The 24,984-nt window shown below is 59.9% G+C and carries 30 protein-coding genes and 3 pseudogenes; 21 read left to right on the top strand and 12 right to left on the bottom strand.

Annotated elements, in window-relative coordinates; translation table 11 throughout:
• Window positions 1–16 precede the first annotated feature (16 nt).
• The 7 genes from IVB54_RS39810 (at window position 17) to IVB54_RS39780 (ending at window position 4,051) form a co-directional block, all read left to right on the top strand.
• Entirely contained in the window at window positions 17–733 is a 717-nt protein-coding gene (locus IVB54_RS39810) for a hypothetical protein (protein ID WP_247368154.1), read from the top strand.
• 552 nt (window positions 734–1,285) lie between these two features.
• Window positions 1,286–1,651 (top strand): response regulator, encoded by a 366-nt coding sequence (locus IVB54_RS39805; RefSeq protein WP_346658864.1) that lies wholly within the window; start codon window positions 1,286–1,288, stop codon window positions 1,649–1,651.
• Window positions 1,652–1,661: 10 nt separating this feature from the next.
• Window positions 1,662–1,802 carry a hypothetical protein gene (locus IVB54_RS39800; protein ID WP_247368148.1) on the top strand — a complete coding sequence of 47 codons (141 nt, stop codon included), beginning with the start codon at window positions 1,662–1,664 and terminating at the stop codon, window positions 1,800–1,802.
• Window positions 1,803–1,983: 181 nt separating this feature from the next.
• On the top strand, window positions 1,984–2,178 hold the full coding sequence (locus tag IVB54_RS39795; RefSeq protein WP_247368145.1) for a hypothetical protein: 195 nt from the start codon (window positions 1,984–1,986) through the stop codon (window positions 2,176–2,178).
• 423 nt (window positions 2,179–2,601) lie between these two features.
• A complete protein-coding gene (locus IVB54_RS39790) occupies window positions 2,602–2,772 on the top strand; it encodes a hypothetical protein (protein WP_247368143.1) in 171 nt (56 codons plus the stop codon).
• Between the two features lie 550 nt (window positions 2,773–3,322).
• Window positions 3,323–3,628, top strand: coding sequence for a PilZ domain-containing protein (locus IVB54_RS39785; protein ID WP_247368140.1), 306 nt, complete (start codon window positions 3,323–3,325; stop codon window positions 3,626–3,628).
• Between the two features lie 273 nt (window positions 3,629–3,901).
• Complete coding sequence (locus IVB54_RS39780; RefSeq protein WP_247476241.1) at window positions 3,902–4,051, top strand: hypothetical protein; 150 nt, start codon at window positions 3,902–3,904, stop codon at window positions 4,049–4,051.
• A gap of 5 nt (window positions 4,052–4,056) precedes the next feature.
• On the opposite strand, the gene IVB54_RS39775 is transcribed toward IVB54_RS39780, so the two are convergent.
• The 5 genes from IVB54_RS39775 to IVB54_RS39755 all read right to left on the bottom strand — a co-directional run bounded on the left by IVB54_RS39775 (window position 4,057) and on the right by IVB54_RS39755 (window position 8,296).
• Window positions 4,057–5,628: an IS66 family transposase gene (locus IVB54_RS39775; RefSeq protein ID WP_247384585.1), complete on the bottom strand. Its 1,572-nt coding sequence runs from the start codon at window positions 5,626–5,628 to the stop codon at window positions 4,057–4,059.
• A 52-nt stretch (window positions 5,629–5,680) separates the two neighbouring features.
• A complete protein-coding gene (gene tnpB / locus IVB54_RS39770; protein ID WP_148750250.1) occupies window positions 5,681–6,034 on the bottom strand; it encodes an IS66 family insertion sequence element accessory protein TnpB in 354 nt (117 codons plus the stop codon).
• The gene (locus tag IVB54_RS39765; RefSeq protein WP_247297715.1) at window positions 6,015–6,488 is read right to left on the bottom strand and encodes a transposase; all 474 of its coding nucleotides are present in this window, start codon (window positions 6,486–6,488) and stop codon (window positions 6,015–6,017) included. The genes tnpB and IVB54_RS39765 overlap by 20 nt, the downstream gene beginning before the upstream one ends.
• A 672-nt stretch (window positions 6,489–7,160) precedes the next feature.
• The gene (locus IVB54_RS39760) at window positions 7,161–7,364 is read right to left on the bottom strand and encodes a cold-shock protein (RefSeq protein ID WP_247368137.1); all 204 of its coding nucleotides are present in this window, start codon (window positions 7,362–7,364) and stop codon (window positions 7,161–7,163) included.
• A 356-nt stretch (window positions 7,365–7,720) separates the two neighbouring features.
• Window positions 7,721–8,296, bottom strand: a complete 576-nt coding sequence (locus tag IVB54_RS39755) for a hypothetical protein (protein WP_247478233.1) — start codon at window positions 8,294–8,296, stop codon at window positions 7,721–7,723.
• A gap of 128 nt (window positions 8,297–8,424) precedes the next feature.
• Here IVB54_RS39755 and IVB54_RS39750 point away from each other — a divergent pair.
• Window positions 8,425–9,480 (top strand): annotated as a pseudogene (locus IVB54_RS39750) (IS256 family transposase); the annotation flags it as partial.
• A gap of 331 nt (window positions 9,481–9,811) precedes the next feature.
• On the opposite strand, the pseudogene IVB54_RS39745 reads toward IVB54_RS39750, so the two are convergent.
• Window positions 9,812–10,121 (bottom strand): annotated as a pseudogene (locus IVB54_RS39745) (IS110 family transposase); the annotation flags it as partial.
• A 269-nt stretch (window positions 10,122–10,390) separates the two neighbouring features.
• Between IVB54_RS39745 and IVB54_RS39735 the strand changes: the two are divergent.
• On the top strand, window positions 10,391–10,681 hold the full coding sequence (locus IVB54_RS39735) for a hypothetical protein (protein ID WP_247454546.1): 291 nt from the start codon (window positions 10,391–10,393) through the stop codon (window positions 10,679–10,681).
• Between the two features lie 234 nt (window positions 10,682–10,915).
• Here the strand turns inward: IVB54_RS39735 and IVB54_RS39730 are convergent.
• From IVB54_RS39730 to IVB54_RS39715, 4 genes and pseudogenes are all read right to left on the bottom strand, one after another.
• Window positions 10,916–11,152: pseudogene (locus tag IVB54_RS39730) on the bottom strand (chromosome partitioning protein ParB); the annotation flags it as partial.
• Between the two features lie 1,135 nt (window positions 11,153–12,287).
• The gene (gene minE / locus IVB54_RS39725) at window positions 12,288–12,563 is read right to left on the bottom strand and encodes a cell division topological specificity factor MinE (RefSeq protein ID WP_247369726.1); all 276 of its coding nucleotides are present in this window, start codon (window positions 12,561–12,563) and stop codon (window positions 12,288–12,290) included.
• A 2-nt stretch (window positions 12,564–12,565) separates the two neighbouring features.
• Entirely contained in the window at window positions 12,566–13,381 is an 816-nt protein-coding gene (gene minD, locus IVB54_RS39720) for a septum site-determining protein MinD (RefSeq protein WP_247369717.1), read from the bottom strand.
• A 469-nt stretch (window positions 13,382–13,850) separates the two neighbouring features.
• On the bottom strand, window positions 13,851–14,408 hold the full coding sequence (locus IVB54_RS39715; protein ID WP_247369720.1) for a hypothetical protein: 558 nt from the start codon (window positions 14,406–14,408) through the stop codon (window positions 13,851–13,853).
• A 535-nt stretch (window positions 14,409–14,943) separates the two neighbouring features.
• On the opposite strand from IVB54_RS39715, the gene IVB54_RS39710 reads away from it, so the two are divergent.
• Both IVB54_RS39710 and IVB54_RS39705 read left to right on the top strand, forming a co-directional pair.
• Entirely contained in the window at window positions 14,944–15,273 is a 330-nt protein-coding gene (locus IVB54_RS39710) for a hypothetical protein (protein WP_247369723.1), read from the top strand.
• A 232-nt stretch (window positions 15,274–15,505) separates the two neighbouring features.
• Complete coding sequence (locus tag IVB54_RS39705) at window positions 15,506–15,925, top strand: adenylate/guanylate cyclase domain-containing protein (protein ID WP_247476019.1); 420 nt, start codon at window positions 15,506–15,508, stop codon at window positions 15,923–15,925.
• A 188-nt stretch (window positions 15,926–16,113) separates the two neighbouring features.
• Here the strand turns inward: IVB54_RS39705 and IVB54_RS39700 are convergent, their stop codons facing one another.
• The gene (locus tag IVB54_RS39700; protein ID WP_247378235.1) at window positions 16,114–16,338 is read right to left on the bottom strand and encodes a hypothetical protein; all 225 of its coding nucleotides are present in this window, start codon (window positions 16,336–16,338) and stop codon (window positions 16,114–16,116) included.
• 116 nt (window positions 16,339–16,454) lie between these two features.
• Between IVB54_RS39700 and IVB54_RS39695 the strand changes: the two genes are divergently transcribed.
• From IVB54_RS39695 to IVB54_RS39685, 3 genes are all read left to right on the top strand, one after another.
• A complete protein-coding gene (locus IVB54_RS39695; RefSeq protein WP_247369737.1) occupies window positions 16,455–16,712 on the top strand; it encodes a hypothetical protein in 258 nt (85 codons plus the stop codon).
• 166 nt (window positions 16,713–16,878) lie between these two features.
• Window positions 16,879–17,094 (top strand): hypothetical protein, encoded by a 216-nt coding sequence (locus IVB54_RS39690; RefSeq protein WP_247369734.1) that lies wholly within the window; start codon window positions 16,879–16,881, stop codon window positions 17,092–17,094.
• Between the two features lie 9 nt (window positions 17,095–17,103).
• Window positions 17,104–17,256 (top strand): hypothetical protein, encoded by a 153-nt coding sequence (locus tag IVB54_RS39685; RefSeq protein WP_247369733.1) that lies wholly within the window; start codon window positions 17,104–17,106, stop codon window positions 17,254–17,256.
• Between the two features lie 1,099 nt (window positions 17,257–18,355).
• Here IVB54_RS39685 and IVB54_RS39680 read toward each other — a convergent pair.
• Entirely contained in the window at window positions 18,356–19,105 is a 750-nt protein-coding gene (locus IVB54_RS39680) for an outer membrane beta-barrel protein (protein ID WP_247369731.1), read from the bottom strand.
• 671 nt (window positions 19,106–19,776) lie between these two features.
• Between IVB54_RS39680 and IVB54_RS39675 the strand changes: the two genes are divergently transcribed.
• The 7 genes from IVB54_RS39675 to IVB54_RS39645 all read left to right on the top strand — a co-directional run bounded on the left by IVB54_RS39675 (window position 19,777) and on the right by IVB54_RS39645 (window position 24,415).
• The gene (locus IVB54_RS39675; protein WP_247378294.1) at window positions 19,777–20,073 is read left to right on the top strand and encodes a hypothetical protein; all 297 of its coding nucleotides are present in this window, start codon (window positions 19,777–19,779) and stop codon (window positions 20,071–20,073) included.
• A 1,301-nt stretch (window positions 20,074–21,374) separates the two neighbouring features.
• Window positions 21,375–21,572, top strand: coding sequence for a hypothetical protein (locus IVB54_RS39670; protein WP_345947051.1), 198 nt, complete (start codon window positions 21,375–21,377; stop codon window positions 21,570–21,572).
• A gap of 119 nt (window positions 21,573–21,691) precedes the next feature.
• Window positions 21,692–21,904, top strand: a complete 213-nt coding sequence (locus IVB54_RS39665) for a hypothetical protein (RefSeq protein WP_247371466.1) — start codon at window positions 21,692–21,694, stop codon at window positions 21,902–21,904.
• Window positions 21,905–22,208: 304 nt separating this feature from the next.
• A complete protein-coding gene (locus IVB54_RS39660; RefSeq protein WP_247371463.1) occupies window positions 22,209–22,454 on the top strand; it encodes a hypothetical protein in 246 nt (81 codons plus the stop codon).
• A 12-nt stretch (window positions 22,455–22,466) separates the two neighbouring features.
• Complete coding sequence (locus tag IVB54_RS39655) at window positions 22,467–23,129, top strand: DUF4760 domain-containing protein (protein ID WP_247378231.1); 663 nt, start codon at window positions 22,467–22,469, stop codon at window positions 23,127–23,129.
• Window positions 23,130–23,477: 348 nt separating this feature from the next.
• Complete coding sequence (locus IVB54_RS39650; RefSeq protein WP_247371458.1) at window positions 23,478–23,990, top strand: septal ring lytic transglycosylase RlpA family protein; 513 nt, start codon at window positions 23,478–23,480, stop codon at window positions 23,988–23,990.
• An 89-nt stretch (window positions 23,991–24,079) separates the two neighbouring features.
• Window positions 24,080–24,415 (top strand): hypothetical protein, encoded by a 336-nt coding sequence (locus tag IVB54_RS39645; RefSeq protein WP_247371454.1) that lies wholly within the window; start codon window positions 24,080–24,082, stop codon window positions 24,413–24,415.
• Window positions 24,416–24,984: the final 569 nt, after the last annotated feature.

Raw genomic sequence — 24,984 nt, 5'->3', positions numbered from 1 at the left:
TCCTAACGACGGGGCGATGCGCCCGCAGGAGCGCCAGGATGTGCCCGTGCCGCTTCGCCATATCCTTGATAAACCCGGTCGTAGACGCCGTCCCAGCGCCAAAGAGCGGCCGGAAGCCGCCAGAAGGACCCTGTTAGAATTCCCGCAGCTCATCGACTACTACATCAAGCTGAAGGAACAGCACGGCGGCGAAGCAGCCGACCTTAGTGCCGAGAAGGTGCTTGCAACTGAATACACATTCATCCGGCAGGTCGCCGATATTCAACACACGCTGCTTCGTGAGACTACCTTCTACGGAATCGGCGGCGGCGCCTATGAAGAGGCGCATGCGCGCGTCGGGTATCTGAAGGATGTCATCGAGAACAAGGGTGGACACCGACTGTTTTATCACCACGGGGCGCCAGTTCAGCGAGAAAAAGACCTTCAGATCCTCTACCGCCTGGTCTGGTTCGGGACGCCTTCCGATGTTGGTACCGAAGCAAACGACGGCAGAGGACCGGTTGATTTCAAAATCTCACGAGGCGCACACGACAAAACCCTCGTCGAGATGAAGTTGGCAAAGAATACAGCTAGAGCGAAACCTTCAGAAGCAAGTCCCGATTTACCAAGCTGCAAGCGACGCCAAAAATGCAATCAAGGTGATCCTCTATTTCAGCGTCGCCGAGCTTCGGAAGGTGAATGCAATTTTGAAGAAATTGGATATGACAGACAACAAGGATATCGTTCTAATTGATGCCCGCGTCGACAACAAACCGTCAGGTTCTAAAGCTTAACCGTATGCCGCGCGATCTCACCACCGGAGGGTCGACCACGATTACGACCGTGCCCGCACCGCGGTCACACTCGGGATCGCTGGCGATGTCCCGAGCAACACGGGCGCCATATTCGACCGCTAGTTCAGCAGAGCCAAATAGCTCCCCCGTGTCGTCCGCCTGTGTCTCTCCCTTGTGGAGAATCGGAAAGTAGTAACGTCGCATCGCCGCCCTCGTCTTTTTAGCGCGGCGATCATGCCCACGCCTCGGGACGGCGCGTACCTGTCGAAAAGGACAGGTTCGTCGAACAGCGCTATTCACCAGGGATGGCCCGATAGGGCGGCATTAGAGCCGACAGCAAGCAATCCCCAACTAAAGCCCTACGATCTTTGTTGCGCTGCGCTCCCTTGAAGGGAGTGGACGGCATCGCTATGCGCACTTTGGAACATAACTCGCTTCTCATGAGTTCCTGACCCGGAACACACCTGACCGGCGACAGGGAGAGAGGGATGCAAGGGGCCGCGGTTCTAATCTTGGTCGTCGAGGACGATCAGCTTGTCCGAGACCTGGTGACAGATGCATTGTCCGACGGCGGCTTTACGACCGAGGTCAGCGTCAGTGGAGAGGATGCCGTCAAACTTCTTCTAAGCGACGCCACCAAGTATCGAGCCCTCATCACCGACATCAATCTGTTTGGTACTGTTGACGGTTGGCAAGTCGGCCACCGCGCCAGAGAGTTAAATCCTGACATCCCTGTTATTTACATGACTGGTGCGGCGGCCGATCAGTGGTCCGCTCACGGCGTGCCCAACAGCATCCTATTGAGCAAGCCATTTGCGCCAGCGCAGATCGTAGCAGCCGTCGCTCAGCTTCTGAACACCGGCGCGCCTCCAGCGTAGTGTCACACTGATGCCTTCAAAGAAAAAGAAGGCCAAGAAGGCAACGGCTTCGTCGAAGCCGGGTCGAAAAGCTGCCATGCAGCAGACGATCCTGAATGAATTCGCCGAACTGCGGGCCTTGGTGAAGAAGCTGCTGCGCAAGCTCAATTGATCGGTGCTCCCTCGAAGGGAGTGATCGGCGTGCGCCCCAAGGGGCTACAAAAGTAAGACAGTAACGTTGGCAGTTTATTTTACGAGACGCCGCACCGAAATTCGCTCTATGATGTGCGTTCGGAAAAGTTTCTACCCGATTTGCGCTGACTGAATTCGTTTCCAATCGGGGGTTGATTGCCATGCGCCCCATCCAAAGTGAGCAGATTGCAGCGCTATTCAAATTGCACGCCCAACAGCTTGAATCCCTTCGCATCGATCCCGAGATCGAGAGGGAATATTCAGAGATCCTTCTTTTAAGAGAGAAGATAAAATTGGCGACCGATCAGAAGAAGGCGCGCCGGCAATTCCTTGCTCGGTGCCTGCCACGCGCCTGAAGGTCAAGTGCGCTGTCGAAAAGGGTTGGATCGAGCTGCTCGAGAGCGGGACCTACGTCCGGCTGCTGGCGCCCGGGCAGGATACGTTGTCGCCCCGTTAGGAACCGTGCCCCGATTACCCGGTTTGGTCTCTCGCTGGCTCGTGCGAGCTGGCGGAGCGGCTCCGGCCCATAATACTCCAGCCCCCCAAGCCGGGGCCGTCTCTTGTGCTCTGTCCTGACGGACACAATGAAGATACCCAGAGGCAAGTTTATAGGCGAGCGTGTCGGCGGTCTCCCGGCACATGAGGCCGAACATTTCATCAAGTGCCCGGCTTGCGGTGGCTGGATCGATATGCGCGACCTAGGATCAGTTTTCGACCATGAGGGGCCGCTGCCCCATCCTGGCCAGGACTCAGGCACAACGGGGCGGAGTAAGCGATCTATGCCCATAGAGATATATCGTGGCCATGTGCTCGACCCCGACCAGATGGAGGCGCTTCGCGTCCAGCTTGAGAACTTCGACAGCATCCAGGAAGTCGACGCCGAGCTGCGCGGCATCATTGAGCGCAACTGGCCACATCTCATAGCAAAGCTCCCTCCGGATGACGTCTGAACGGATTTAAGCCTCTGAGCCCCCCGTATGGCCGCAAGCAAGAACATCCGCATTATCCCTCACGAAGCCGTGCCGCAGACCGGCAGCTTCGAGGTGCGTTTTCCGGACGGGCGCGCCAGCGTCTATTTTTCTTCGAGGATATTCCTGGCCGGCGCATGCGGCCGGAGATGCTCGACAGCGCTACAGCAGAGGCCAAGGCGAAAGCACTAGCCCGCGCCGAGCAAGACAAGCTGCCAAAGCCCTGAAGAGCGGCCCCTGTCCCAGCAACCTCGTCGTCTCAGCGTCCTTAACCGCCGCAACAACGCGGGTGGGCAGCGTAGCGTCGTGCGCAAGCGCTCTCCCTGATGGGCACCCGAATTAACCACTAGTTCCGATCAATTCTAATTGGACAACAACACTGCTTGTTAGCGGGCCCCACCGGCTCAATGTGTGAGTATGGCCGTTTTGCGGGCTTCGGCGGGACCGGAAAACTGACTTCGTAAGGGGCGAATCGCAATCGCAGCGATCGCTTCGATTCGAAAGTTACCTCCTCATCTTGGAGCATCTCGCCATGATCGAACGTCGTGCAATGGAGCGCATACCGATCAACCAGGCGGCGCAGCTGTCATTTGGTGGAATTCGTGGGACACATCCATGTATGGTGCGCGATATCAACGCCCTTGGGGCCTGCATCTCCACACCCTACTACGTGTTTGCGAACGAATTTGTGCTGTCGTTCAACGGCCATTCCGCAATTTTTATGTGCCGCGTCGTCTGGAGAAAAGGAACTCGTTGCGGCGTCTCGTTCCTTCTGCGCCATCGCTCGCCGAGATCGGCGGACTATTCCAGCGAGCCCTCAAACGTGGCAGTTGAGTAACGAGCGACTAACGATTGCGCGCTGACGCTCCTCAGCCGAAAATGAGGCGCGTAGTTCAACCGTCGCGCGATGGGCTGAATCCTCAGCAATGGGCTAACGGCGCTGTCCGCCATGTCGGCGGCGAGCTCGCTGCCGTCCTTCAGGCGAATGCCGTCCCGCGTGAACGTGTCGATCTCTTTGGGACCACAGAGGCGCGCTTAATGACGTCCGCGCGGGTTGCGCATACTGCGCTATGTTGTTAGACCGCGCTCCTATCAATGAAGGAGAGCCGAGTTGGCCAAAAAGAAAAAGACTGTCCGCCGCGAGTGGACGCGTGACGATATCAAGGACCTGAAGGCGCACTCCAAGGGTAAGCGCGATTTTCTCCGCACGATGACGCCCGCGCTTTTGACGGATGGCCTTCGTATCGAGGGCGGCATCTGACCCGTTCAGGCAGCGGCGGTTTTGGGGAAGTTGAAGGGCAGCAGGTCGGTGATATCGGCGTCGTCGGCGCGCTGAGGCAATTCGGTGAGCACGTGGCGCAACCAGGCTAACGGCTCGACGCGTGAGGCGCGGCAGGTCAGCATCAGACTGTAGACGACGGCACTGGCCCTGGCTCCCTCGACGGTGTCGCTGAACAGCCAGCTCTTTCTGCCAGTGGCAAAGATTCTGATATCGCGCTCCAGGAGATTGTTGTCGATCGGCATCCTGCCGTCTTGCGTGTAGCGCGTCAGATATGACCATTGGTTCAGAGTGTAGGATACGGCATCGCCAAGCTTGCTGTCGGGCAAGACCTTCGGGGCGATTTGATCGAGCCATTCCTTGAGGGCGTTCAGGACGGGAATGCTGTGTTGCTGGCGGAAGCGGCGAATGCATTGATCTGGCGTTTCGCCTCTGTCTGGTTTTTCGTCCCGCGCCTGCCTTTCAACCCGGTAAAGCTGTTCGAAGAACCGCAGCGCCTGCTCTGGCGGGCCGCCGCCCTTCTTCCTCGCCTTGAGGGCATCGACAAAGCGCCGTCGGGAGTGGGCCATGCATCCAATGTGGGTGGTCCCTTCCAGCGTGCGCCATGCGGTATAGCCGTCACTCATCACGATGCCACGGTAATCGCCGAGGAAGGCCTGCGGGTGGATCTGGCCGCGGCCCGGCTGATAATCCAGAAGAACGATGGGCTCGTGACTGCCCTGGCCGCTGCGATAAGCCCACATGTACGATGTGCTGGTGGCTTTTTTGTCCTTCTCCTTGAGGACCTGAACCGTCGTCTCGTCGCCATGGATGAGAGGTTGCAGTCTGAGCCGCAGCTTCAGGGCGTCTGAGATGCGATGCAGATGCTTCTCGCTCGAGCCGATCACCCAGTGACCCAAAGCGCCGCGGCTGACAGGAACACCTGCGCGTTCGAAGGCCTGCGCCAGACGGTAGAGCGGCGTGCCATCGACATATTTGTGAACCAGCGCGAACGCCAGCGTTGAGGCCGTGGCAACGCTGCCCGGCAAGGGCTGCGTCGGCATCGGCGCGGTCACGACAGGGGCATTGATCCCGGTGCGATCGCAATGGCGGCACCCATATTTGAAGCGCACATTCTGTAAAACCTTCGCCTTCACCTCGATATGAAGTTGCTCGGTGACAGTCTCGCCCATGCGATGCATCTGGCCACGGCAGCAAGGACACGCCTTCTGATCGTCGGGCAGGTCATACTCGACCCGCTCACGCGGCAGGTTCGCCGGCAGCGGTCTGCGGCCGCGCTTCTTTCCCGTTGTGCTTTCGACGGGTGGCAAGCCCGTGTCCGGAAGTTCGGCGATATTGTCCGTTTCGCTGCCGGCATCATCCTCGTCGGCGGCCTGCTCGGCTTCATTGAACAGACGGTCGACGTGCTTTTCGCTGCGCGGCGCAAAACGATGCAGGCGTGCCAGCGCCAGTTCTTCCTCGAGCCTGACGACGCGCTCCGTGAGCTGACGATTCTCCACCTGCAGCGCAGCAATGCGCGCCAACAGCGCTTCGACACTCGGTTCGCCGGTTCGATTCATCGGATTCTTGAATCTGAACCGTACCGACGCGTCAACCGCTCAAGTCGAGAGCTCAGCCGGCAACCTGATATTGCCGCACCGGATGGCGGACCATCGCATCGATATCGATGCCGTCAAGGATCCAGTGCAATTGCTCGGTCGTCAGCGTGACGACCGCCTCCTGGCGGCGCGGCCATCGGAACTTGTCCTCGGTCAGCCGCTTCAGGACCAGCACAAAGCCGGACCGGTCGAAGAACAGCAACTTCATCCGGTCGCAACGGCGATTGCAGAACGCAAAAACCGCCGGAGCGAACGGATCGAGCGCCATCGTCTCCTGGACCAGAACCGCAAGGCTGTTGATGCCAGCCCGGAAGTCGATCGGCTCACGGTGCAGATAGACCTGCAGGTCACCGCCCAGTCTGAACATGGCCCAGGGCTCCGATGATCGCCGTCAATGCATCCACATCGCCGCATTCCAGCGCGACCTTCACGCCGTTCGGCAGCGACGCGCTCACTTTGGCCGGAGAACAAAAAGCTGTAGTCCCCTTGGGTTCCGACCCGCGCACTTCATCGCAAGCCGCCGGCAAACCCACCATCGCCACGCTGCTCCCCCGCGACAGGGCGCGATCGGAAGCCCCCTCAAGTTGAACCGGGATGAACGCCGATGGGGGAGACCGCGGGAGAGACCTGGTCGCGGTGTGCTTCTTGATCCATTTCCGAAGCAGGTTCGCGTTGACCCCGTGTTCGAGCGCAAGTCTCGATACCGAAACGCCAGGCTCAAGACAACTCGCGACAAGACGCTCCTTCGATGCCGCCTCGTAGCGCCGGCGACCGTTCCGACCAACAAGCCTGACCCGCAGTTTCTGATCATCGTCTGCCATCACAAGGTGTCCACCTATTTTGGTGGACACCTCATGCATCAGAGCACTCAAAAGCAAAAGGTGCAGGGAAATTCGCGCTTACCTCCAAGGCACGGACGCCCGTCGTCAAAATAGCCAAGATGACGAAGCGAACCGAGGGAGCGCTACGTCAGAAGGCGATCGTGCTGGGAATTGGTCTGGGCCATCAGCGGTAGTGGTGGTCGCGCGCGCTTGCGTGTACCACGGCCGCTGCAATCAGTCGGAACGATCCCACCGGAAGGCCGTTGTGTCCGATGGTCAAAACGTCCGATAAATTTCGCGAATGCCGAGAACTGCCTGCAGCTCGCCGAGGGGGCGACCAATGCGCAGGCGGCACTCCGTTACAAGCGGATGGCGCAGGCTTGGTCCGCCTTAGCGACAGAACAGGATTGGCTCGACGGCTATCCTACACAAAGTGATCGGGCCGGCGAGTTAGCGGCGGACGCGATCGATGGTTTGCGCGATAAAGATGCTAGCGCCGCTGACGTCAAGGCTCGTAAGAGCCGACTCATAGATGGCCCAGTTGAGTTTCGGAAATCGCGCGTGGACAACGATTGATCGTCAGCCACGCGCCTCTCGTTGTGCCGAGGCGTCGTTCACCGACCTGTCTGACCGGAAAACGCCGCAAACCCGCTTGACCGGATTTTGGCTGTATCACCCTATCCGTAGATTTTCCGCCGAGTCTTTTCCGCGATTGTTCACGACGTCGAAGCTGACCTTAGCTCCCTCTGCGAGCGAGGTGTAACCAGTCTTCTCAACGGCGGAGATATGAACGAACACATCCTTGCTGCCCGAATCCGGTTGAATGAACCCGTACCCCTTCGTCGGGTTGAACCATTTGACGGTGCCTATAGCCACTTAACTTCTCCATTTGAGACCATGTTGAGCGTCCACTAAAAAACGGTCCCGGCACCCCTACATGCCGGGACCGTTGGAGGCGACTTGGCGGAATGGGATCGCCAAGCATCTCTAGCCTAGGAAGATTCAGCAGTCGGTTCTGTTCGCTTTTGAACATTGGCATACTGTTCCCTCGTGGGAACGGAGTTGGAAAGGCGTGCTAAGCGCAAGAGCCTGCGAGTTCTGACGGGAGGTTGCCGAAATTCATTTTCATGGTTGGCTCGCGAGTCATCAGCGCGAGACCAGCTTCTGCCCGACAACATCATTCGGCCACCGGGGAATGATCCGCGTGGAAATGCCGCTGGCGCCAATGGTCGTCAATTACCCGAAACCGCCCACCCAACACGGAGTCCGGCCCTCAGTGAAGTCCCGGCTGTTTTCAACGCAGCGATGACGTGACCATCAAGGCTTGCCGGTGCCTTCTCTATTGCTACCCTGATTTCCGTCTCTTGCGACTCGGTGTTGCACGGGCATGGACTAAACCCCCGCGGCATCTCAACGATTTGCCACGGCTCGATGTGCTCGCTGCCGGCCTGCAGCGTCGTCATCCGGAAAGCGGATGGGCCACCCTGTTCTGAGATTCCCGCGACCGACACCTCGAATGGACTCGCGGCGCCCATTGCGGCCATCCGGTCATTCAGCTCCTTAAGCGTGGGGCCGATCGCCTGCTGGAATTCGTCAAAGCCGCTTGCCGCTATTGTCGACAGAGCAAGCGACACGGCCTGAAAAACAACAAAGTGCTCGGCGCGGATCGTTGCAGCAGCCCGAAATTGAGGAAGCAAGGTCGCCTTGTTACAGATCGCTGTGATCGTCTGATCCGCTGTGCTCCATACGAGTGCATCTGAAATGAGATGAGCCCCGTCCGAGCCGACGATGAGGTTAGCTGCCGACATTAATAAATACCCTCGAATTGAAAGTTGACCGAGCTATCGCCCAAAGTTGGTGACGGCGGGAATCGGAAAGGCGGCATATCGTGGGGGTGCTTGACGCCTCCACTTCTCCACCGAAGGAGCGATATGGCGTGTCCAACGATAACGTCATCCATCTGATTCAGCCAGGAATCTTCGACGATCAACTCACAGAAGTCTTGCGCAATGGAGCGCGTGCCCTGCTGGCCCAGGCGGTCGAGGCCGAGGTTGCAGACTTTCTAGGCCAGCATGCCCATTTGAAGACCCGGGACGGCCACCAGCGCGTCGTCCGCCACGGTCACCTGCCGGAGGGCGAGGTGATGACCGGCATCGGTCCGGTCGCCGTCCGCCAGCCGCGTGTACGCGATCGCGAAGCGGACGCCGCCGATCCTGGCCGCATCCGGTTCTCGCCGTCGATCCTGCCGCCCTACATGCGCCGGTCGAAGTCGATCGAGACGCTGCTGCCGATCCTTTACCTGAAGGGTATCTCGACCGGCGACTTCTCTGAGGCGCTGGCTGCGCTGCTCGGCAAGGATGCTGCCGGGTTGTCGGCATCCGCCATCGGTCGCCTGAAGGATGGCTGGCTCGACGAGCACGCCGCGTGGCAGAGGCGCGATCTGTCGGCGAAGCGCTACGTCTACATCTGGGCCGATGGCATCCATCTTCAAGCGCCCCTCGAAGACGAAAAGCAGTGCATCCTGGTGCTGATCGGCGCGACCCCGGAAGGCCGCAAGGAACTGGTCGGCTTCACCGATGGCGCCCGCGAGAGCGCGCAGGACTGGCGCGATCTGCTGCTCGATCTGAAGCGGCGCGGGCTCGACGTGGCGCCGCAGCTTACCATCGCCGATGGCGCACTCGGGTTCTGGAAGGCGGCCGGCGAGGTCTGGCCGAAAACGCGCGAGCAGCGCTGCTGGGTGCACAAGACCGCCAACGTGCTCGCCAAGTTGCCGAAGAGCCAGCAGCCGAAGGCCAAACGCGCGTTGCAGGAGATCTGGATGACTGAAACGAAGCTCGCCGCCGAGCTGGCGTTCGACGCCTTCATCGAGAGCTACGCGCTGAAGTACGAGAACGCCGCCGATTGCCTGAGCAAGGATCGAGACACGCTACTGGCGTTCTACGACTTCCCGGCCGAGCACTGGAAACACTTGCGGACGACGGATGAGATGGACAAGCGATTTTTTTCATGACCGAGATGACGATTGCAGAAATCGCGTACGTCCATTCTTTTGTTCGGCTGCGCCGCGGGCCATTCTTCCGTCCCGGCCATCGATCTCGCAGCCGCCGCGCGCAGGGGCAGTCAAGGCTGGCCGCGTTTGCGGCCACCGCAAGGCTTGGCCTTGACCGGCCCGAGCACGGCGGCATGCTGGCGTGGAACGGGACTGCATTCCTGGCTGGCACTTGCCGTCAGGCGGGATTATCCTTGGTGGGCGGGCGACCTCGTGGCGAAGCGTGGCGCATCGGCTGCAAGCGCCACCAGGCTGCCCTATTTTGTCTTGCCGAGTTGAGGCGCCCGCGCGCCGGTTTTTGGCCGCCATGGTTTCCATTGCCTCACCAAGCGCTCGTAGCTTTGCTCCGCCTGTGCGGCAATCAACATCTCGCGGTCGCGCAATACCTTGATGTTGTAGGCATACGCTGGCCCACGCCGGCTGCCTTTCTGTTGCGGATGTCCGGCTTGAAGCTGCATCGCGCGGGTCTTGATGGCGACCAGTGCCGGGCGCGCCCACAGGTAATCCTCGCCCTTCGTCAACAAATGCCATCAAAGCACGGTGAGCTTCCGGGCCACGGCCACCGCGGCGATCTGATGGCCGCGCGCAACCGGAGAAAGCCCTTACGGCCAAGGCGACCTTTTGTCAGTGCCGGGATTGACCAAGGACGGACGGCTCATTTCTGTCGAATTCACTATTGTCTTGTTGCGCGATGACGGGAGACGGCCCGCTGGAACTGCAGCGATCCTCCGTGACGTGACGAGGCGCTTTGAAGAAACCCGTGAACTGAGGCGTCAGCTTAGCAACTCCAGCAGCCGCGACTCCGCACCGATTGTCAACACTGCGTCTTGCCCAGCGGAAGCGGGAGTATGAAATGACCGACCTTCCTCGTCTAGAGTCTCAGTACGATGCGTTTTTGTTCGCTTCCATTTGCGATACAGATGAGATGACATTGAGCGTCTTGTCTGTTCTTGCACGTCACGACGTCGATCCCTGGCGTCGCCGGCGCATAATTGGTCGAGAACGCGCGGTCGATCTGCTGTACATCATAAGCAATGCGCTGGGCCTGAGCGACCAATTTCGCATGCTGTCGTGGCGTATCGGACCGCCGCGGGAAGGAACTCCCGCCGAAAGACGATCCGAACGGCGGCCATCATTCGTTTGAACAAGGACCCGGGCAAGAGCACATCGCCGCTGATGAAGCGGGCCAGACGACCATCCCGGGTTAGCGGTTCGCGACGATCGGCAATATCGGAAGGACCCGTATCCGTCCTCCAGGTGTCGGCATGCGTCTGTGATCGCTACCTTTGCATCAATTAAATCGGCCGCGCGCCAAGGCGCGCGGCCGAAATTTTGGATGGTTGGCCGGGGCCGCGCACGCGCGGCCCCGGATGAGAACTCACTCGGCAGCCTCCGAATAGGCATCATCGCCTAGCCCAGCATTGGGCGCATCGGATTGCTCTTGCGGCTTGGCAGTCCTCAGCACAGCGGGCAGCCAGTCGGTCGCAGCGAGCAACTGCTCGGCTGCTTCCGCCATATCGACCTTCTTCATATCTGCCATCCGCTCGGCAGCCTCGCCGCTCACACCGTCGTTGACAGCCTCCAGAATGCGGGCCTTGGTGACGCGACCTAGATATCGGAAGACAAAATGACAGCTGGCTCACAGACGCACGTCTCCCCCTCAAGATGAAGCCGCCAATTTGCCTGAGCCTAGTGAGGACGAAATGGCCGTCGAGCGGCGAGTTTTGGTGACATTTTCAAAGTGAGAAGCTGTCAGCGCCACATCGTCGGCGAGTTAACTGTCCGCTTCAGCGGGCCAGTTCACATGACCCGCGTTAACCCTGTCGTTGATCTTCTCCCGTAGCCGTTCTCCCTGGTTCACCTCTGCCGCTAAGCGGCCTTATTGGACCGTTGCAATCGTTCTCCGATTTCTGGAGCTCACTTCTAAGAGGATCTGAGCGAGGTTTCTCGTTCAGAGAGCGTGAAATCAGATGAGAGTGGCTCTCTTCCTCGTTGGCCTCGCGACACTCGCGGTGATGGAGCTCGAGGCACCGCCTCGCATGACAGAGCCTGTGAACGAGCCGCCTGCTGAGGCGACTGTCGGATTGCGCCCCTCACAGGATACACTGACCAAGGTAGACCGGCTCGAAATTCGGCAATTCAAAGCGCCGCCGCAGCCGCTTTCCTCGAGCGAAATGATGCATCCGCCGGACCAAACTGCGATCGTTGCGCAAGAAGATTCGAAGATCATCGAGCAGCAGGAGCGCAGCGCAACCGGAAAATCCGCGATCATGCTGCCCAGACCTCGGCCCCGGCACGGAACTTCCGAGGCAAGCGCTGGCGCCAGTCGCGCCCAACCAGTCGCTGAGGCCAGGCCGTGCCGGTCAGGTGCCTTCGATGTGCTTTTCAAAGCATTGAACCTGCAGACGCGATGTCAGACCTAGCGCAAGGATTCGTCTGCGTCGGGACGACAGCCGACCGCACCCCGCGGCTCCCCGCGCATGTGTCAGAGCAAGCACGCCGCGCCGAGGAAATCCGACCACCTCGCCCCGACGAGCGTGGATCCGTTGTCGCGGCGCGGAATTGGCCGTCGCCGGAAAACAGCGCCACGGCGCCGGCCGGTCCCGCGAGATGGGCGAGCTTCCGCACGTAGACACGCAGAGGCTCGCATGACGCCCGTCATAGGGACCGTCGCCACCGATGCTTCCAAAGAAGCCACGCGGTATTCCCGGGTAAATGACCCCGTGCTTTCCTCAGGGGCAGGACCTGCGTCAGCCTGCGGCCGCGATCCGTTTCTCGAATTCATTGGGCAGCTCGATATCGACTTCAAGCGTCGAGACACTTTCACCTCTATCCATCCGAACGATAACCTTTTCCGGATCGAGCATGACGTGTCGCGAGACCACGGCAAGTATCTCTTCCCGCAGAATCCCAAGTAAATTCGGCTGGCCGCGCAGGCCGCGTTCGTGCGCCAAAAGAATTTGCAGCCTCTCCCGGGCAACCGGGGCGGAACCGGGGCGGCGGCTGAGTAACCGCAAAAAGTTCATGCTCATGCCGCCCTCCGTCCAAGCAGCCTTTCCATAAAGCCCTTGCGTTCGACCGGCACCATCATCGTAATCATCTCGCCATTCAGGCGCCGCGCCGCATCGGTATAGGCCCGGGCGGGCGCGCTTGCGGCGTTGTTCAGCGTGACCGGGGAGCCGACGTTTGACGCCCGCAGGACGTCCTGGCTTTCGGGAATGATTCCCAGAAGTGGAGTGGTGAGGATTTCGAGAATGTCATCGATGCTGAGCATTTCGCCTCGTGCTGCGCGGCCCGAGTCATACCGGGTGATCAACACGTGTTTCTTCACCTGTTCGCCCTTCTCTGCCTTTGCAGTCTTGGAATCGAGCATCCCGATAATGCGATCAGCATCACGGACGGACGAGACTTCGGGATTCGTGACGATAACCGCTTCATCCGCATAGCGCATCGCAAGGGTTGCACCTCGCTCAATGCCCGCCGGGCTGTCACAGAGCACCCAATCGAACTTGGTTCGCAGATCGGCGATGACGCGCTCGACCCCCTCATCGGTCAGGGCATCCTTGTCCCTGGTCTGGGATGCAGGAAGCAACCATAGATTCTCGAGCCGCTTGTCGCGGATCAGCGCCTGCGAAACCTTTGCAACGCCGTGCACGACGTTGATGAGGTCGAATACAACGCGTCGTTCCGCCCCCATGATGAGGTCGAGATTGCGCAGGCCGACGTCGAAATCGACAACTACGACTTTTTCTCCGCTTTGTGCGAGCGCGGCACCGAGCGCGGCGGTGGAAGTGGTTTTTCCAACGCCGCCTTTACCTGACGTTACGACCAAGACTTTGGCCATCCTTACCTCCTTTGCCGGCGCGCCCGACAAAAAATCCGGGCGAACGGGGCAAGCGTTGCGTCGATTCCCAAACCAGTTCACGATTGGCATGACCGGGGAAAACACGAAGTGACGTAGGACCGGCCACGGAGACGAACCAACCGACGTTGCAGCCGCACCTTGGAATCCAGGAGTGCCGACTCGCTGTTTTTTGGTTGCTTTGTTTTAGATTGAGCGGTGTTCGTTAATCACCGGTTAACGACGTCCTCTTTTCGGCCGCGGACTTGAGCAAGCCGCTTCCGGTTTAACTCCGTGTTATCGGACATTCTGGGAGTGCGGGTTCGGGTCAAGAGCGTCGTCTGCTGCGATAGACGCCGGCCCGTCCATTTCCGCTATGGCGCTTCAGCGACCGATGACGTGAGGCGGCGCAACAGTCGTGAAGGGCCACAACCCAACCTTCAAAAGAGGGCCGCTGAACTCGACGCATTCATCACGGCTCTCGAATGCTCTCGTCGAGCCCCCGAAGGAGCGGGTAGAGGAAATACGACATGACGCTGCGCTCGCCCGCTTTGATTTCCGCGGTTACGGCCATCCCGGGAATAAGACGGAAATGGTTTGGCACATTGCTCAACTCGGCTGAGGTGAGCTTGATGCGCGCCTTGTAGTGCGGCCGTGCTTCCCCGTCTTTCTTGGGATCTGGACTAAAAACGTCCTCGGAGAGCGTTCTGACCTGTCCCTCCAGGGTGCCGTGCTTCTGAAACGGCCACGCTTCCAGTTTCACGCGGGTGAGAGATGCGGTCTTGACCTTTCCCACGTCGCGCCCCTCGACCAGAACCTTTGCTTCGAGCGGGGAAACGAGCGTGTAGAGCGGCTCCGCCTCTTTCATAATCGACGCTACGGAGCGTTGCGCGACATCGAGGACGATGGCATCTGCCGGCGCCTCGAGCAGGGTGACCTCGTTTCGTCGGGCGGCCTTCTCGAGTTGTTTTACCGCGGCATCGCGATCGCAGCGGGCCTGAAAACAAGCCGAATAGGTGTTGAGCCCCACGTTCTGGCTGCGCCAGCGCGACGCGCGCGGATTCTTCCCCGCAGCGGCGGTTGGTTTTCTTCGGTCACCGGGTGGCGCTTTGCGGGCCCTTAGCTCGCCTCTCTTCGGGCATCATCTGAGCCCGTGCCGCGCTCGCATTTTCCATCAGATGCCGAGCGCGCCCTGCCCTGCCGATGACACTGGAGGAAGATAGCCGCGGCAATTAAGGCTCTTGTCAATCGTATTGACCTACTCACGGCACCGTCTGTCGCATGTGATCGCGATCGGCGCGAGTGGATGATCGATATTTCGGTCGTACACACGCGCCAGCATGGAGCCTGCGTTACGCGAATTGAGCGACGCCTATCCAAAGACCATGCAGGATAAGGCTGACTTCTAACGCTGAGTCCAGCGTGCTCTGGAATAGTCGACTTGTCGCAGCAGAACAGAAGCTACCGGTTAGCTTTGCGCCTTTGACCAGGTCGCTTCCCGCTTCGTTTGCTTGATCGCGGGTTTGCCATCAATGTTGTGCCGGGCATGCTTACAAGGAGGTCACATGATTACCGCCGTTGTACGATACAAGCTGCCGCCGCAGATCGACTACGCCGCGTGTTGCGAGCACTTTCACAAGATCGCACCCAACTTCCGCGAGGTGACGGGGCTGATCAGCAAGCACTTCATCTGGTCCGAAAGCGGCTGGGCGGGCGGCGTGTACCAGTGGGAGCGTATCGAGGACGCTACGGCGTTCTACACCGGGCCGTGGCTCGAGGGCATCATCCAGCGCTACGGCATGAAGCCGCAGATCGATTTTTACGAGGTTTTTGCGATAACAGACAACACGCGCGGCAAGGTTGAGCTGCTCGAGGAGGGCGTTGCCTCCAAATGACCCCAGCAGATCTAGCTCATCTGCCGCACCCGCGCAGAGAGGTGGCGGCTGTATGAGAGGATGGCTGCGGAACCCTCACCTCGTCGTAGATCTTGGCTCTTCGCGGATGTGCCGATCAGGCGAATGTCCGCGTTTCGCCAAGAACTGCCCTCCCCGAGACCATTCGAACGCGGTACCTAGACAGTCTGTTTCGCTTGAGGGATCATGTAACGTTAGGTGATAGGGCGCCGTCATGGACGTCGGAGGGTGGCTGCGGAGGCTTGGCCTCGAACAATATGAGGCGGCATTCCGCGACAATCAGATTGACGAAACAGTCCTGCCGAGCTTGACGGCCGAGGACTTAAAGGACCTTGGGGTCGGACTTGTAGGGCATCGCCGTAAGCTGCTCAACGCTATCGAGAGGTTGCACTCCGAGGGAGGAGCACCAACGACAATAGTCGACACTCCACTGGTAAGGGACAAAGCTGCCAAGGATACGGCCGAGCGCCGCCAGGTCACCGTGATGTTTTCGGACCTTGTCGGTTCGACGTCGCTCTCCGCACGTTTGGACCCAGAGGATCTGCGTGAGATCATTTCGGCCTATCAGACGTGTGTTGCCCGTGCTGTGCGCCGGTTCGAAGGATTCGTTGCAAAGTCCATATACCGAAGTTGAGTTACCTACTGGCGTGATAGTACCGCGGGCATTATCCGCCGCGCTCGCTCAAGACTCTCGATCAGAACGGACACCAATTTGGGTCCGATCGGCACAAGGAAAGTTTCCCCGGTGTCGAGCTCCAACTGAAAAGCAACGTCTGGGTCTGGGCGTTCTTTAAGACGTCGATCCGTCGGACTTTTAGCTCCTCATTTCTGCTTCGCGGGGGCCTGGGCGTTTGAATCGCTCGGGTTCTGCTGCTTGTTGGCCTCATGATGGCCTATGGCACATCCGGCCGCAGCTCCGACCTTACCATGGCCTGCCAGGTGCCCAGCGACACCCCCAACAATCGCACCCTTTATGCAGCCTTTCGCCTCCGCCGGAGAGACCGCGGCGAGGCCCAACAAGCAGACGGAAGCAACGAGCAATTTCATGACGTCCTCCATTCGGTTCACTGCCCAACTCGCTTTGATGACCAGTTGTTCCCCTGCGTAAACCCGCGATTTCGATCGGCCCGAAACTAGCTGCGATGGGCGATCGCAGTTGCAAAATGCCAAAGCCGCTGGATACGATCACCCGAGTGTCCGTGCCGGGTAGCTGCGACGGGTTGGCCATGGGGCAGAAGGAACAGCAATTGGAGGCTGATCGCGCTTGGCAGGAGGCTGAGGCTGCGCTTGCGGAAGCGCGCAACTTTCCTGCCGGATCCGAGCGCCACGAGGCTTTGAAACGCGCGGGCCGCCTTAGACTGGAGGCCGAACGTTTGCGGCAAGCCGCGAGTGCTGAGCCGCCGGAATTCGATCGTTCGTGAATGCTCCGGCGCTTGGGGGCAAGCCCTATTGCTTGGTCCGTCTAATTCGCGCCGATGCCGCTGGGGCCATGAGGCAGGTTTGCTGGCAGAGGGCACCCATTCGACCCACTCGCCGGGTTTGAATTGGAGGAGGTGAAGTGCTCGCGCACCAACGCCGGCACGAAAAATGATCTCGCTCGCCGCGATGCAACCCGAGGGCCAGGCGCCAATATTCGCGTGGGCCGCCGCAGCCCTCCCCCACTCTGTCGAAAGGCAATTATCCGGCAGCGCCTATCTCGGCGAGTACCTGAAAGAGGGGCCGGTGCTCGTTTCGCGCGCCTCTCCCGGCTTAGCCGCCGCCGCGTCCTTTTCGACGTCGGTCGCTTCGCGAAGCTCCGAATAATTGACGCAGATGGCGAACGGAGGCGGCGCCGAGGTTCTGGAAGCTCAGCAGATCGGCATCGGCCATGTTCCGTACCTCGCCGACGGTCTTGACGCCCTCGATCTCGAGCGCATTGCGAAGACGGGACGGCAAGTCAATTTGATCAAGAGGGGTTTCGTCTGAAAAATGAGGCACAACCGGCATTTGGTGCGACGAAGATAGCTCGCATGTGAATAGGCTCAAAACCTGACGACAGCCTTACCGCTGCGTCTCCCTCGCCGCGGCCTCTAGCATAGCCGCCTTCCGGGCGTGCAGGTAATCCTGGTAGCGGATGGTTGGGTGAACCTTCCGGGCGGCCTTGAAGGCCGCGTTGAACTCGAATAGTTCGCCGCCTCCATCTTCTCGATCGCCGCGTTGAAGGCCGCGACCGCGGCGCGAGGGCGCTCCACGTCCGTGTGGTGCTTGGTGAGGCCGACGCAGAGCCCGTCCGCCATCCTCGAGCTTGCGCGGGATGGCTTCGGGCTTGCCTGGACGGACTGCTTCAATCGTACAGTGATAGCTGCGGCGGAAGTGACGCCGCGGATGCAGCAATCGACGATGCGGCCCGGCTGGTCCTCGACGGTCGCGACGGTCGCCGCGCCGATATGCCCGGCCCCTCGATCCAGATCGCCGCGACGCCGGCGGCGCGAAGGTGATAGTCAGCCAGATCGTCGTCGTGGCGAGCCTTGCCCATGTCGCGCAATAGGATCCGTGATTTGCGTCGATCGCTTCAAGCCCGCCTCGGCGTTTTTTCCCGCCTAATGCGGCGAGCATGCATGGCCGCTGCCAGAATACCGACAGCTCCGACCATGATGATGATCCAGGCCCCGCGTCCCAAAGAAGCACGTCGGTCATCGTCACTCCTCCTGGTCTACGCCGACCAGCGCTCCCGCGCCCTCCGTCCCCTACTCCCGCGACGCCCCTTGCGATCATCGATGCGACGTTGCGGCGTGTTGGCAAGGCGCGGGAGAACGCTCGCCGACGGGTGCTCGATCAGCTCGTCAAGCATCGGCTCGTGCTCGGCTGGCGGATGCTCCAGGGCGGCGAGGAAGGCCCTGCCCGCGCACTTAGGCTGAACCAGGCAGCCCCTTACAATCAAACTCGGCTTGACGTGGGAGTACTCACACCGCCCCGTTCAGCCTGTTCAAGAACTCAGGCGCAATCAGAAAGAGCGGATTATCAAGAAAAAGCCCGACCGTTGTTGCGGCCGGGCCAGTTTACTGGAACGGGAGAGCTGAACGGTTTAGTACCGTCCGATGGAAGGGCCGCCGAACTTGTAGTTGACGCGAACCGTGACGAGATCGACGTCCTGACGAATGCGATCCGCACCGAATGCTAGGCCCGCGGGGCCCGTGAAAGTGAGGGTACGATCCTGCATGAACAGATGATCGTATTCGACACCAGCCGACCAGCCGGGGGCAAAGCCGTATTCCAGGCCCACCCCAACCGTGCCGCCCCAACGGGTGTCATCGCCGGTGGTGGCAAGCACAGCGCCAGTCGCAGTCGAATAGATCCGGTTGCGATTATCGGTCACGGCAGCACCGCCCTTGACGTAGAACAGGACGTTGTTGGTGGCCCAGCCGAGCTGACCCGTGAACAGACCAAACGCATTGATTCGTGAATCGTTGCGGAAGCCCGGTCCGAACAGGGTGCTCAGGTTGTTGCCGCGCAGGTCCGCCCAGTCGCCCTGCGCTTCCAGGCCGAACACCCAGGTGCCAGTCTGCCAGCGATAGCCAACCTGACCACCCGCAACACCGCCGGTTGCATCGTGCGAACCCTCGGGGCCAACCAGGAAGGGCGCAACCGAATCCCAGCTGTTGCGGCTTGAGCCCCAACCGCCGTTGGCGCCGATGTAGAAGCCGCTCCAGTCGTAAATAGCGGCGACCATCGGAGGCGCCTTGGTATAGGGACGCGCTGCCATATCCGCCGCGCTGGCGGGAGCCGATAGGCCGAGAGCCAGTGCCCCGGCCGCAGTCAGTAGAAGTTTTCTCACGAGTGTCTCCCCAGGAAGAAGTTGAAAGCACGACTTGTTCACCCACTGCCGCGCAGACCTTACTTTTTCCCTTGCTTATTGCTGTAGCTAGCCTGCAACACTCAGTGAATATCGGAATGGAATAGGTCATGTAAATTAACCACTTAAGTTCCCCAAGTCGGCGGAACCTCATAAGGTTCCGATCTTGCGTAGTGGAAACGCAGAGCCCTCCGGGCGCCCGTAGTCCGGCGCTCCACCGTCAACCGCAGTAGGAACAGTGGCGGACCATTCAGGGCTTGGCAGTTGTAGTGCTCTCACGCTCGCCGCTGGCTTTCGCGCCCTGTCGATCGCGCGCTGCGACAAGCGCTTGCTTGAGCTTCATCTGCTGATCGTGAGTCATAGCGGGGCCGCGCCTCAGGGGCACATCTTCTACGGCGGGATAATGGAGGGCTGGAGCCTGGGCCGGTGCCTGCGCTCGTGCGTCCATCAATGAAGAGCCGGTACTCGAAGTGGCGCACCCTCCTAGCCCGACGCCGGATGCAAGCAACGCGGCAACCGCAGCAATCAACCTGCAATTCTTCCAACCATATGCGGCACGCATGGGGCTCGTTCGACCAGCAATGCGGGGCAATTAAGGCTAGCGTCCACCGGAACGCGCCGCTTGGGCCCGCCAGCGTGAACCGGAATCTTTCCTGGATGATCTCGGCGCCAGGGCGGGCTGCGGTAGGCGCGAGACCGACGAGGAGCACACCGAGTTCGGAACGATCATCCGCGACGCGCTCTTAGGCCAGTACGCCTATCCGGTTCGGATCGTGGCTTTCAGCCGCATTGAGGGGTGGCCCCGCGACGCGACCAGCGAGGTCGCAGATGAGCTGGCGGAACGCGCCGCCGCCGCCGAGATCACGCCCGCCTTGCGGGCCTTCATCGAAGCGAATGCTACCAAGCCCTTTGCCGTCCAACTCGCGCTTCCATTACCCGGAGCTGCTTGAGCATGGCGCGCCTCGCCCCCGCCAAGCGGATCAGCAGAGCTACGACCTCGCCATGATGGCATCGCCGACTACCTCACGCGCGAGTGAGACGCGGCCGAGACCATCGACCCGCTCATCCGCATCCTCGATCGGGACAGCCTGCGCGAGGCGATCACCGAGGTTTTGGTCGACGCGCGGGTGCAGCCGAGGCCGAGAACGGAGCCGCGAAGGCTAAGCGATGAACTGCGTCGCTTGCGAAGACACCGGTAGGATATGGAAGCTATCTGCCGCGAGCTGGCCCAGGCGACGACCGATCCCCTCGAGCGGGCCGCGCTGCACGAGATCGCAGAGAACTACAGCAAGAAGGCCGCTAACTGAGGCGGCCTTACTTCTAGGTGTTCCGCTTATAAATACACGCGCAAGGAACAAACGAAGATTTATTAGAATCACAATCTGTTCTCGCCCGGAGAACAGCGGGCCCGCCAGCGTGAACCGGCCGCCTGACGCGAGCGTGCCACACGCACGACAAGCAGAAGGGCGCGCCGCAGCGCTGAGCTTCAGGAACGTATCGCGTCAATCGCGTGGGCAATCAGGATTGCAACGCTGACCGCGATTACGATTACGAGCAGCCAAGTGATCACGTTCGTCTCCACTGATGGAGTTGAACGCGCTCAACCGTGCACAGTCAAAAACAACCGGCCAAAAAGCTTAATTCGGCGCTGGGCTGAGGATTAATGGCAACTCTTGCGTCCGCAGTCGGCCCTATCGGCGGAAGGCCTGTAGGAGAAGAACACCAACAACGCACGCCGCGAGCAGGAGTAAGAAAGTACCCACGGCAGCCCCCAATCGTTAGGGATTTGCACGGAAACTTACATCATCCGGGGGCGAGCCCAAGCTGTCCAGGCGCTTATCGTCGCTTCTTTCCAAGAAGAATGGCCCGGTGAACCGGCGCCGACCTAAAAAGCGGCCTCAGGATGAACCCGAGGCCGAAAAGGCAATTGCTTAGACCGATGGCGCCCACCCCCGTCCGCATCCGCAAGCACGAGGCTGTGCCCCAGACCGGCAGCTACGAAGTCTGCTTCGCCGATGGTCGGGCGAGCGTCTATTTCTACTGGGACGATATGCCGGGACGGCGGCTCGCGCCGAACCTGTTGACCGGGGCAGAAGCGCTTGAGCAGGCCCCGGCACTCGCAAGAGCGGAGCTCGCCCGCTATCGAAAGACGAAACGACCAAAGGCTGGCGGCGGCCCTTCGAGGATCCGGTCAGGATTGACGATCGCTCTCTGCTGACGCTAACTCGACGCCGGCGAGTACATTGCCGCCTTGCCGAAGAAAGAGCACGCGGCGCCGGAATGGCAAGCGGCGATGCAAGCGCTGATCCTGGTAGCGGGAGGCGGCGGACCGACGATGTTTGCCCGGATCGGGATCATGAGGGCACTGAAGCGACAAAATGTCCCGGAGTTCAACCCGAAGGGGAAAGAACCGCATTGGGACCGGCGCAAGCTGAAAAGGGATCAATGATCTCCGCGAAAGGGAATTCCGCCTCAATTGCCGCTTGTTCCCGCCCTCGGCCACATGATTTTCATCTTTTGTCGGCATCAATTTATCGATACTGCATCACCATTTGAGGACAGCATTTGATGGCCAAGGAAAATTGCCTGATCGTTCGTGCCGCCGGGAGACAACTTGATCTGCTCCGCGGAGAAGCGTCGCGCATTGCAGAAGGAAAAAAAATCGACTGGTGGATCGATCGCGCGGACATTGGGGCGCGCTTTTGCTTTGAAGATTCCGAGGCAAAGAAGACTTTTGAGACCGCGTGCGAGAACCTCGGCGTTCAATACCAGGAGGTCTAGGGAGGCCCCGGGCCGTTTCAATTAGGGGGAATCCGCAGGCTTCCGCATCGCTGCGGCGCCTGCGGTCGGCGCTGCTCTGTTCCGCACGATCAGTTCAGCCCCAAGGTGGTCCGGGGGCTTTTGGGATGCAAGTGGGCCCGCGCCATTGCCAAGATTTCCCGGAAGGATTGGCCCGCCAGCGTGAGCCGGCGACCCCGTAAATTCCCAAGGCGACAGTAGCCGGCCCATTCCTTAGTCGGACTCGACACCACGGTCTAGCTGTGGTTGCGTGCGGCGCTTTATAAAACCATTTGGGGGACTGGGAATGAAACGACTCGTTCTGACCGTCGCAGTAACGCTCGCCGCAACCACAGCACACGCGCAATATCTCAGCGGCACTGGCTCGAACCCGAGCACGCACACTTCGTCGGGCTACACCCGTAGCACCGGCACCTATGTGGCTCCGTACGTCGCCACCAATCCGAACGGCACGCAGCGGGACAACTTCGGCACCAGCGGAAACGCGAATCCCTACACCGGCGCCACCGGTCATCGGACACCGCGTTACTGATCGCAGCTATCAATGAGCGGTCAAGTCATCGCGTCATGGGGTTGGGCAATATACGATACTGCCCACTTCGCAGCGAACAAGCTTCTGCCGTATGCGCCTCTGATCACGCCGTGTGTTGCCATCGTTGTTGGGGGCATAGCGTTCTATTCGATACATGTCACGAGGACGATTGCACGCAGGAGAGCTACGATCGACTTCTTTCTCAAGACTGAGGCGGATAGCTCGATCGTGAAACTGTTCCAAGCATTCGATGATCATGTGGAAGCTGTAAGCAAACAGATCAACGGGGGGAAAGCTCTCAAGGAAGTTGTAAAGAGCGATGAATATAAGACAGTGCATGCGTGCCTGAACATTCATGAGCTCATTGCAGTTGGAATCGCCAACAAGGTGTTCGACGAGAAGGTTGCCTACCATTACTGGTCCGGCGCTCTCGTCGGGCATTGTAAGGACGCCAGCAAGATTATTGATTTCAGTCGCACTGATCCGGATGACCTTTCCGCCTACATTTCGATGCCAGACTTGAACAAGCGATGGAAGAAGAAGCTGGATGGTTGGTCCCTTCGGCAACGGAAACAAAAGCCGCCTGCTATCGTAGTGGCAGGTCCGATTACGCCCGCAGCCCCAGAGGGAAGTGCGCAGGCCCCAGTAGATACGCCATCACGCACAGTCACCTAATTGCACCCGCCAGTGGGAACCGGCGTTGCTGGCGCGCAAAAAGAAAAACCCGCCGACCTTATCAGCCGGCGGAGTTTAATTGAGATTGTTGGCAATCGGCGGGCACCGATCACTGGATTGGGTTAGCAGAGTCGCCAACATAGCGCTAACCCGGCGGGCCCTTGTTTCATGACCTGAGCCTCCGGCGGTGCATCATCAGCGGCTACCGGTCACGCTTCTAGCGGGCTATCTGCTTGCTGCGCTGCGTCTAGGTTCCGCCGTGCGAGACATTGCAGAAACATCGGTATGAAATCACCTCTCCGCATATGAATCCCGGATGTCCCGGAACGCGCCTTGGCGAGGTCGATCATGCGTCCGCTTTCTGGAATGATCGTGATTGCAACGGTCTCGACTTTGACGGGGCTTCACGCGACCCCTGCTGTCGGGCAAACATTCAATGACAGATGGTCTATCATCCCAAAGGCTCAAGCGGAGCCCGCTCCTGAAGGGCTCGATCAGATAAAGAAGGATGAGCCGCAAACGCAACCTCCGAACGGAGAAGAGTCCTTGAAAGATCGTTCAGGCGGTCAATCTTTCAATCGAGCCATTTCCGGAAAAGCCTCGTACTATTCGTATGCCAAAGGGAAGACAGCGAGCGGTTCATCATTTGATCGGAATCTACTAACCGCGGCGCACCGCCGTCTGCCGTTCGGCACGAGAGTCCGCGTCATTGATCTTGAGACGAATAAGTCGGTGGTGGTTCGTATCACCGACCGCGGACCCTGGGTCCGTGGCCGTGTCCTCGACCTCTCGCTGGCCGCTGCGCGCAGCTTGGGGATTACGAAACGTGGCGTGGCTCAGGTTCGTGCTGAGGTGTTGTAGCAGACGTCCATTGCCCAGCGAAAACACGCAACCGCCGCCCACGCGCCCTTGCGTCAATAGTCCGGTTTTTGGCCAGAAACGAATCTGCCGTGTCTCTAAAGAACCCTGACGCTATCGCGGCCCTCGTATCGGCCCTCAGGCTCGTCCACGGTGACGAAGTCGCGCGAACCATGCTCCAGGAAGGTATGAGCCTTGCCACGCTGATGGAAACGATGTTCTCCGCGCCGATAGCACATCGCGATGCCGTTCGATACGTCGCGACTGCCTTAGATGACTTCGCCATTACACCAGAACTCGGCCCTGTCTGGCATCTTCGCTACTTGTATGATGACCAGCCCGGCTCATTTCGCGTCGTCGATATCGAGATAGCCACGCCGGCCGGTACGTTGTCCAGCAACGACCTTTGGCTTCGGCTGCCCGTCTAACTAGCTCGCAACGTCTGCAACGTGGACCGTGCTGTCGACGACTAGCGAGGCTCCTTGACGGCCTTGTAGGTCTTGATCTTGCCGGCTGGTAGCTCCTGGAGTCTGCGAGTAGCGCGAGGCGCGTAACTTAGCGATAATGTCGTCCGACTCAGGCAGAGCGCGGGCGAGCACGCCCAAACCAGTGCGAGGGGTGTGTTTCGGCATGGAATAAGGACCCCGTTTTCGGGGTGATCGGCATCCAACCTTTTGGATGCCGATAGTGGTGGCGCGTTTGAACGCCTCTCGGGTGGCCTGATTGGCGCGATCGAAAGTGGCGCGTGTTTCAGCAAGGGCGGCGCTGAGGGTTGACCAGGACTCTGTTCCGGCGCGGGCGAGTTCCTGGAGCTTCTTCTCGGCGGCGGCCGCATCTGCAAGAAAACGGGAGCGGGCTCCGGGCGCACACTTGAAGCTAATTAGGCCGGAGCGTTCAGAGCTGGCCAACTCGGGCGACGTGCGCCAAAGGGCCGCTGTGCTCATGCGGCGCGACGAAATCTTCGTGCAGGAGGTTGAGGAAGCGAAAGTGGAAAAAG

Source organism: Bradyrhizobium sp. CW1 (assembly GCF_023100665.1).
Classification (GTDB): Bacteria; Pseudomonadota; Alphaproteobacteria; order Rhizobiales; family Xanthobacteraceae; genus Bradyrhizobium; species Bradyrhizobium canariense_D.
This window is presented reverse-complemented; position numbering and strand designations above follow the sequence as displayed.

Bases quoted from the DNA above. Each gene is read 5' to 3' on its own strand.
- tnpB (WP_148750250.1), bottom strand. From the start codon at position 6,034: ATGTTCAGACTGGGCGGTGACCTGCAGGTCTATCTGCACCGTGAGCCG.
- IVB54_RS39710 (WP_247369723.1), top strand. From the start codon at position 14,944: ATGATTACCGCCGTTGTACGATACAAGCTGCCGCCGCAGATCGACTAC.
- IVB54_RS39665 (WP_247371466.1), top strand. From the start codon at position 21,692: ATGGCCAAGGAAAATTGCCTGATCGTTCGTGCCGCCGGGAGACAACTT.
- IVB54_RS39755 (WP_247478233.1), bottom strand. From the start codon at position 8,296: ATGTCGGCAGCTAACCTCATCGTCGGCTCGGACGGGGCTCATCTCATT.
- IVB54_RS39700 (WP_247378235.1), bottom strand. From the start codon at position 16,338: ATGAAATTGCTCGTTGCTTCCGTCTGCTTGTTGGGCCTCGCCGCGGTC.
- IVB54_RS39660 (WP_247371463.1), top strand. From the start codon at position 22,209: ATGAAACGACTCGTTCTGACCGTCGCAGTAACGCTCGCCGCAACCACA.
- IVB54_RS39785 (WP_247368140.1), top strand. From the start codon at position 3,323: ATGATCGAACGTCGTGCAATGGAGCGCATACCGATCAACCAGGCGGCG.
- IVB54_RS39735 (WP_247454546.1), top strand. From the start codon at position 10,391: ATGACCGACCTTCCTCGTCTAGAGTCTCAGTACGATGCGTTTTTGTTC.
- IVB54_RS39800 (WP_247368148.1), top strand. From the start codon at position 1,662: ATGCCTTCAAAGAAAAAGAAGGCCAAGAAGGCAACGGCTTCGTCGAAG.
- IVB54_RS39695 (WP_247369737.1), top strand. From the start codon at position 16,455: ATGCCAAAGCCGCTGGATACGATCACCCGAGTGTCCGTGCCGGGTAGC.
- IVB54_RS39655 (WP_247378231.1), top strand. From the start codon at position 22,467: ATGAGCGGTCAAGTCATCGCGTCATGGGGTTGGGCAATATACGATACT.
- IVB54_RS39705 (WP_247476019.1), top strand. From the start codon at position 15,506: ATGGACGTCGGAGGGTGGCTGCGGAGGCTTGGCCTCGAACAATATGAG.
- IVB54_RS39690 (WP_247369734.1), top strand. From the start codon at position 16,879: ATGATCTCGCTCGCCGCGATGCAACCCGAGGGCCAGGCGCCAATATTC.
- minD (WP_247369717.1), bottom strand. From the start codon at position 13,381: ATGGCCAAAGTCTTGGTCGTAACGTCAGGTAAAGGCGGCGTTGGAAAA.
- IVB54_RS39790 (WP_247368143.1), top strand. From the start codon at position 2,602: ATGCCCATAGAGATATATCGTGGCCATGTGCTCGACCCCGACCAGATG.
- IVB54_RS39775 (WP_247384585.1), bottom strand. From the start codon at position 5,628: ATGAATCGAACCGGCGAACCGAGTGTCGAAGCGCTGTTGGCGCGCATT.
- minE (WP_247369726.1), bottom strand. From the start codon at position 12,563: ATGAACTTTTTGCGGTTACTCAGCCGCCGCCCCGGTTCCGCCCCGGTT.
- IVB54_RS39650 (WP_247371458.1), top strand. From the start codon at position 23,478: ATGCGTCCGCTTTCTGGAATGATCGTGATTGCAACGGTCTCGACTTTG.
- IVB54_RS39685 (WP_247369733.1), top strand. From the start codon at position 17,104: ATGGCGAACGGAGGCGGCGCCGAGGTTCTGGAAGCTCAGCAGATCGGC.
- IVB54_RS39765 (WP_247297715.1), bottom strand. From the start codon at position 6,488: ATGGCAGACGATGATCAGAAACTGCGGGTCAGGCTTGTTGGTCGGAAC.
- IVB54_RS39810 (WP_247368154.1), top strand. From the start codon at position 17: ATGCGCCCGCAGGAGCGCCAGGATGTGCCCGTGCCGCTTCGCCATATC.
- IVB54_RS39795 (WP_247368145.1), top strand. From the start codon at position 1,984: ATGCGCCCCATCCAAAGTGAGCAGATTGCAGCGCTATTCAAATTGCAC.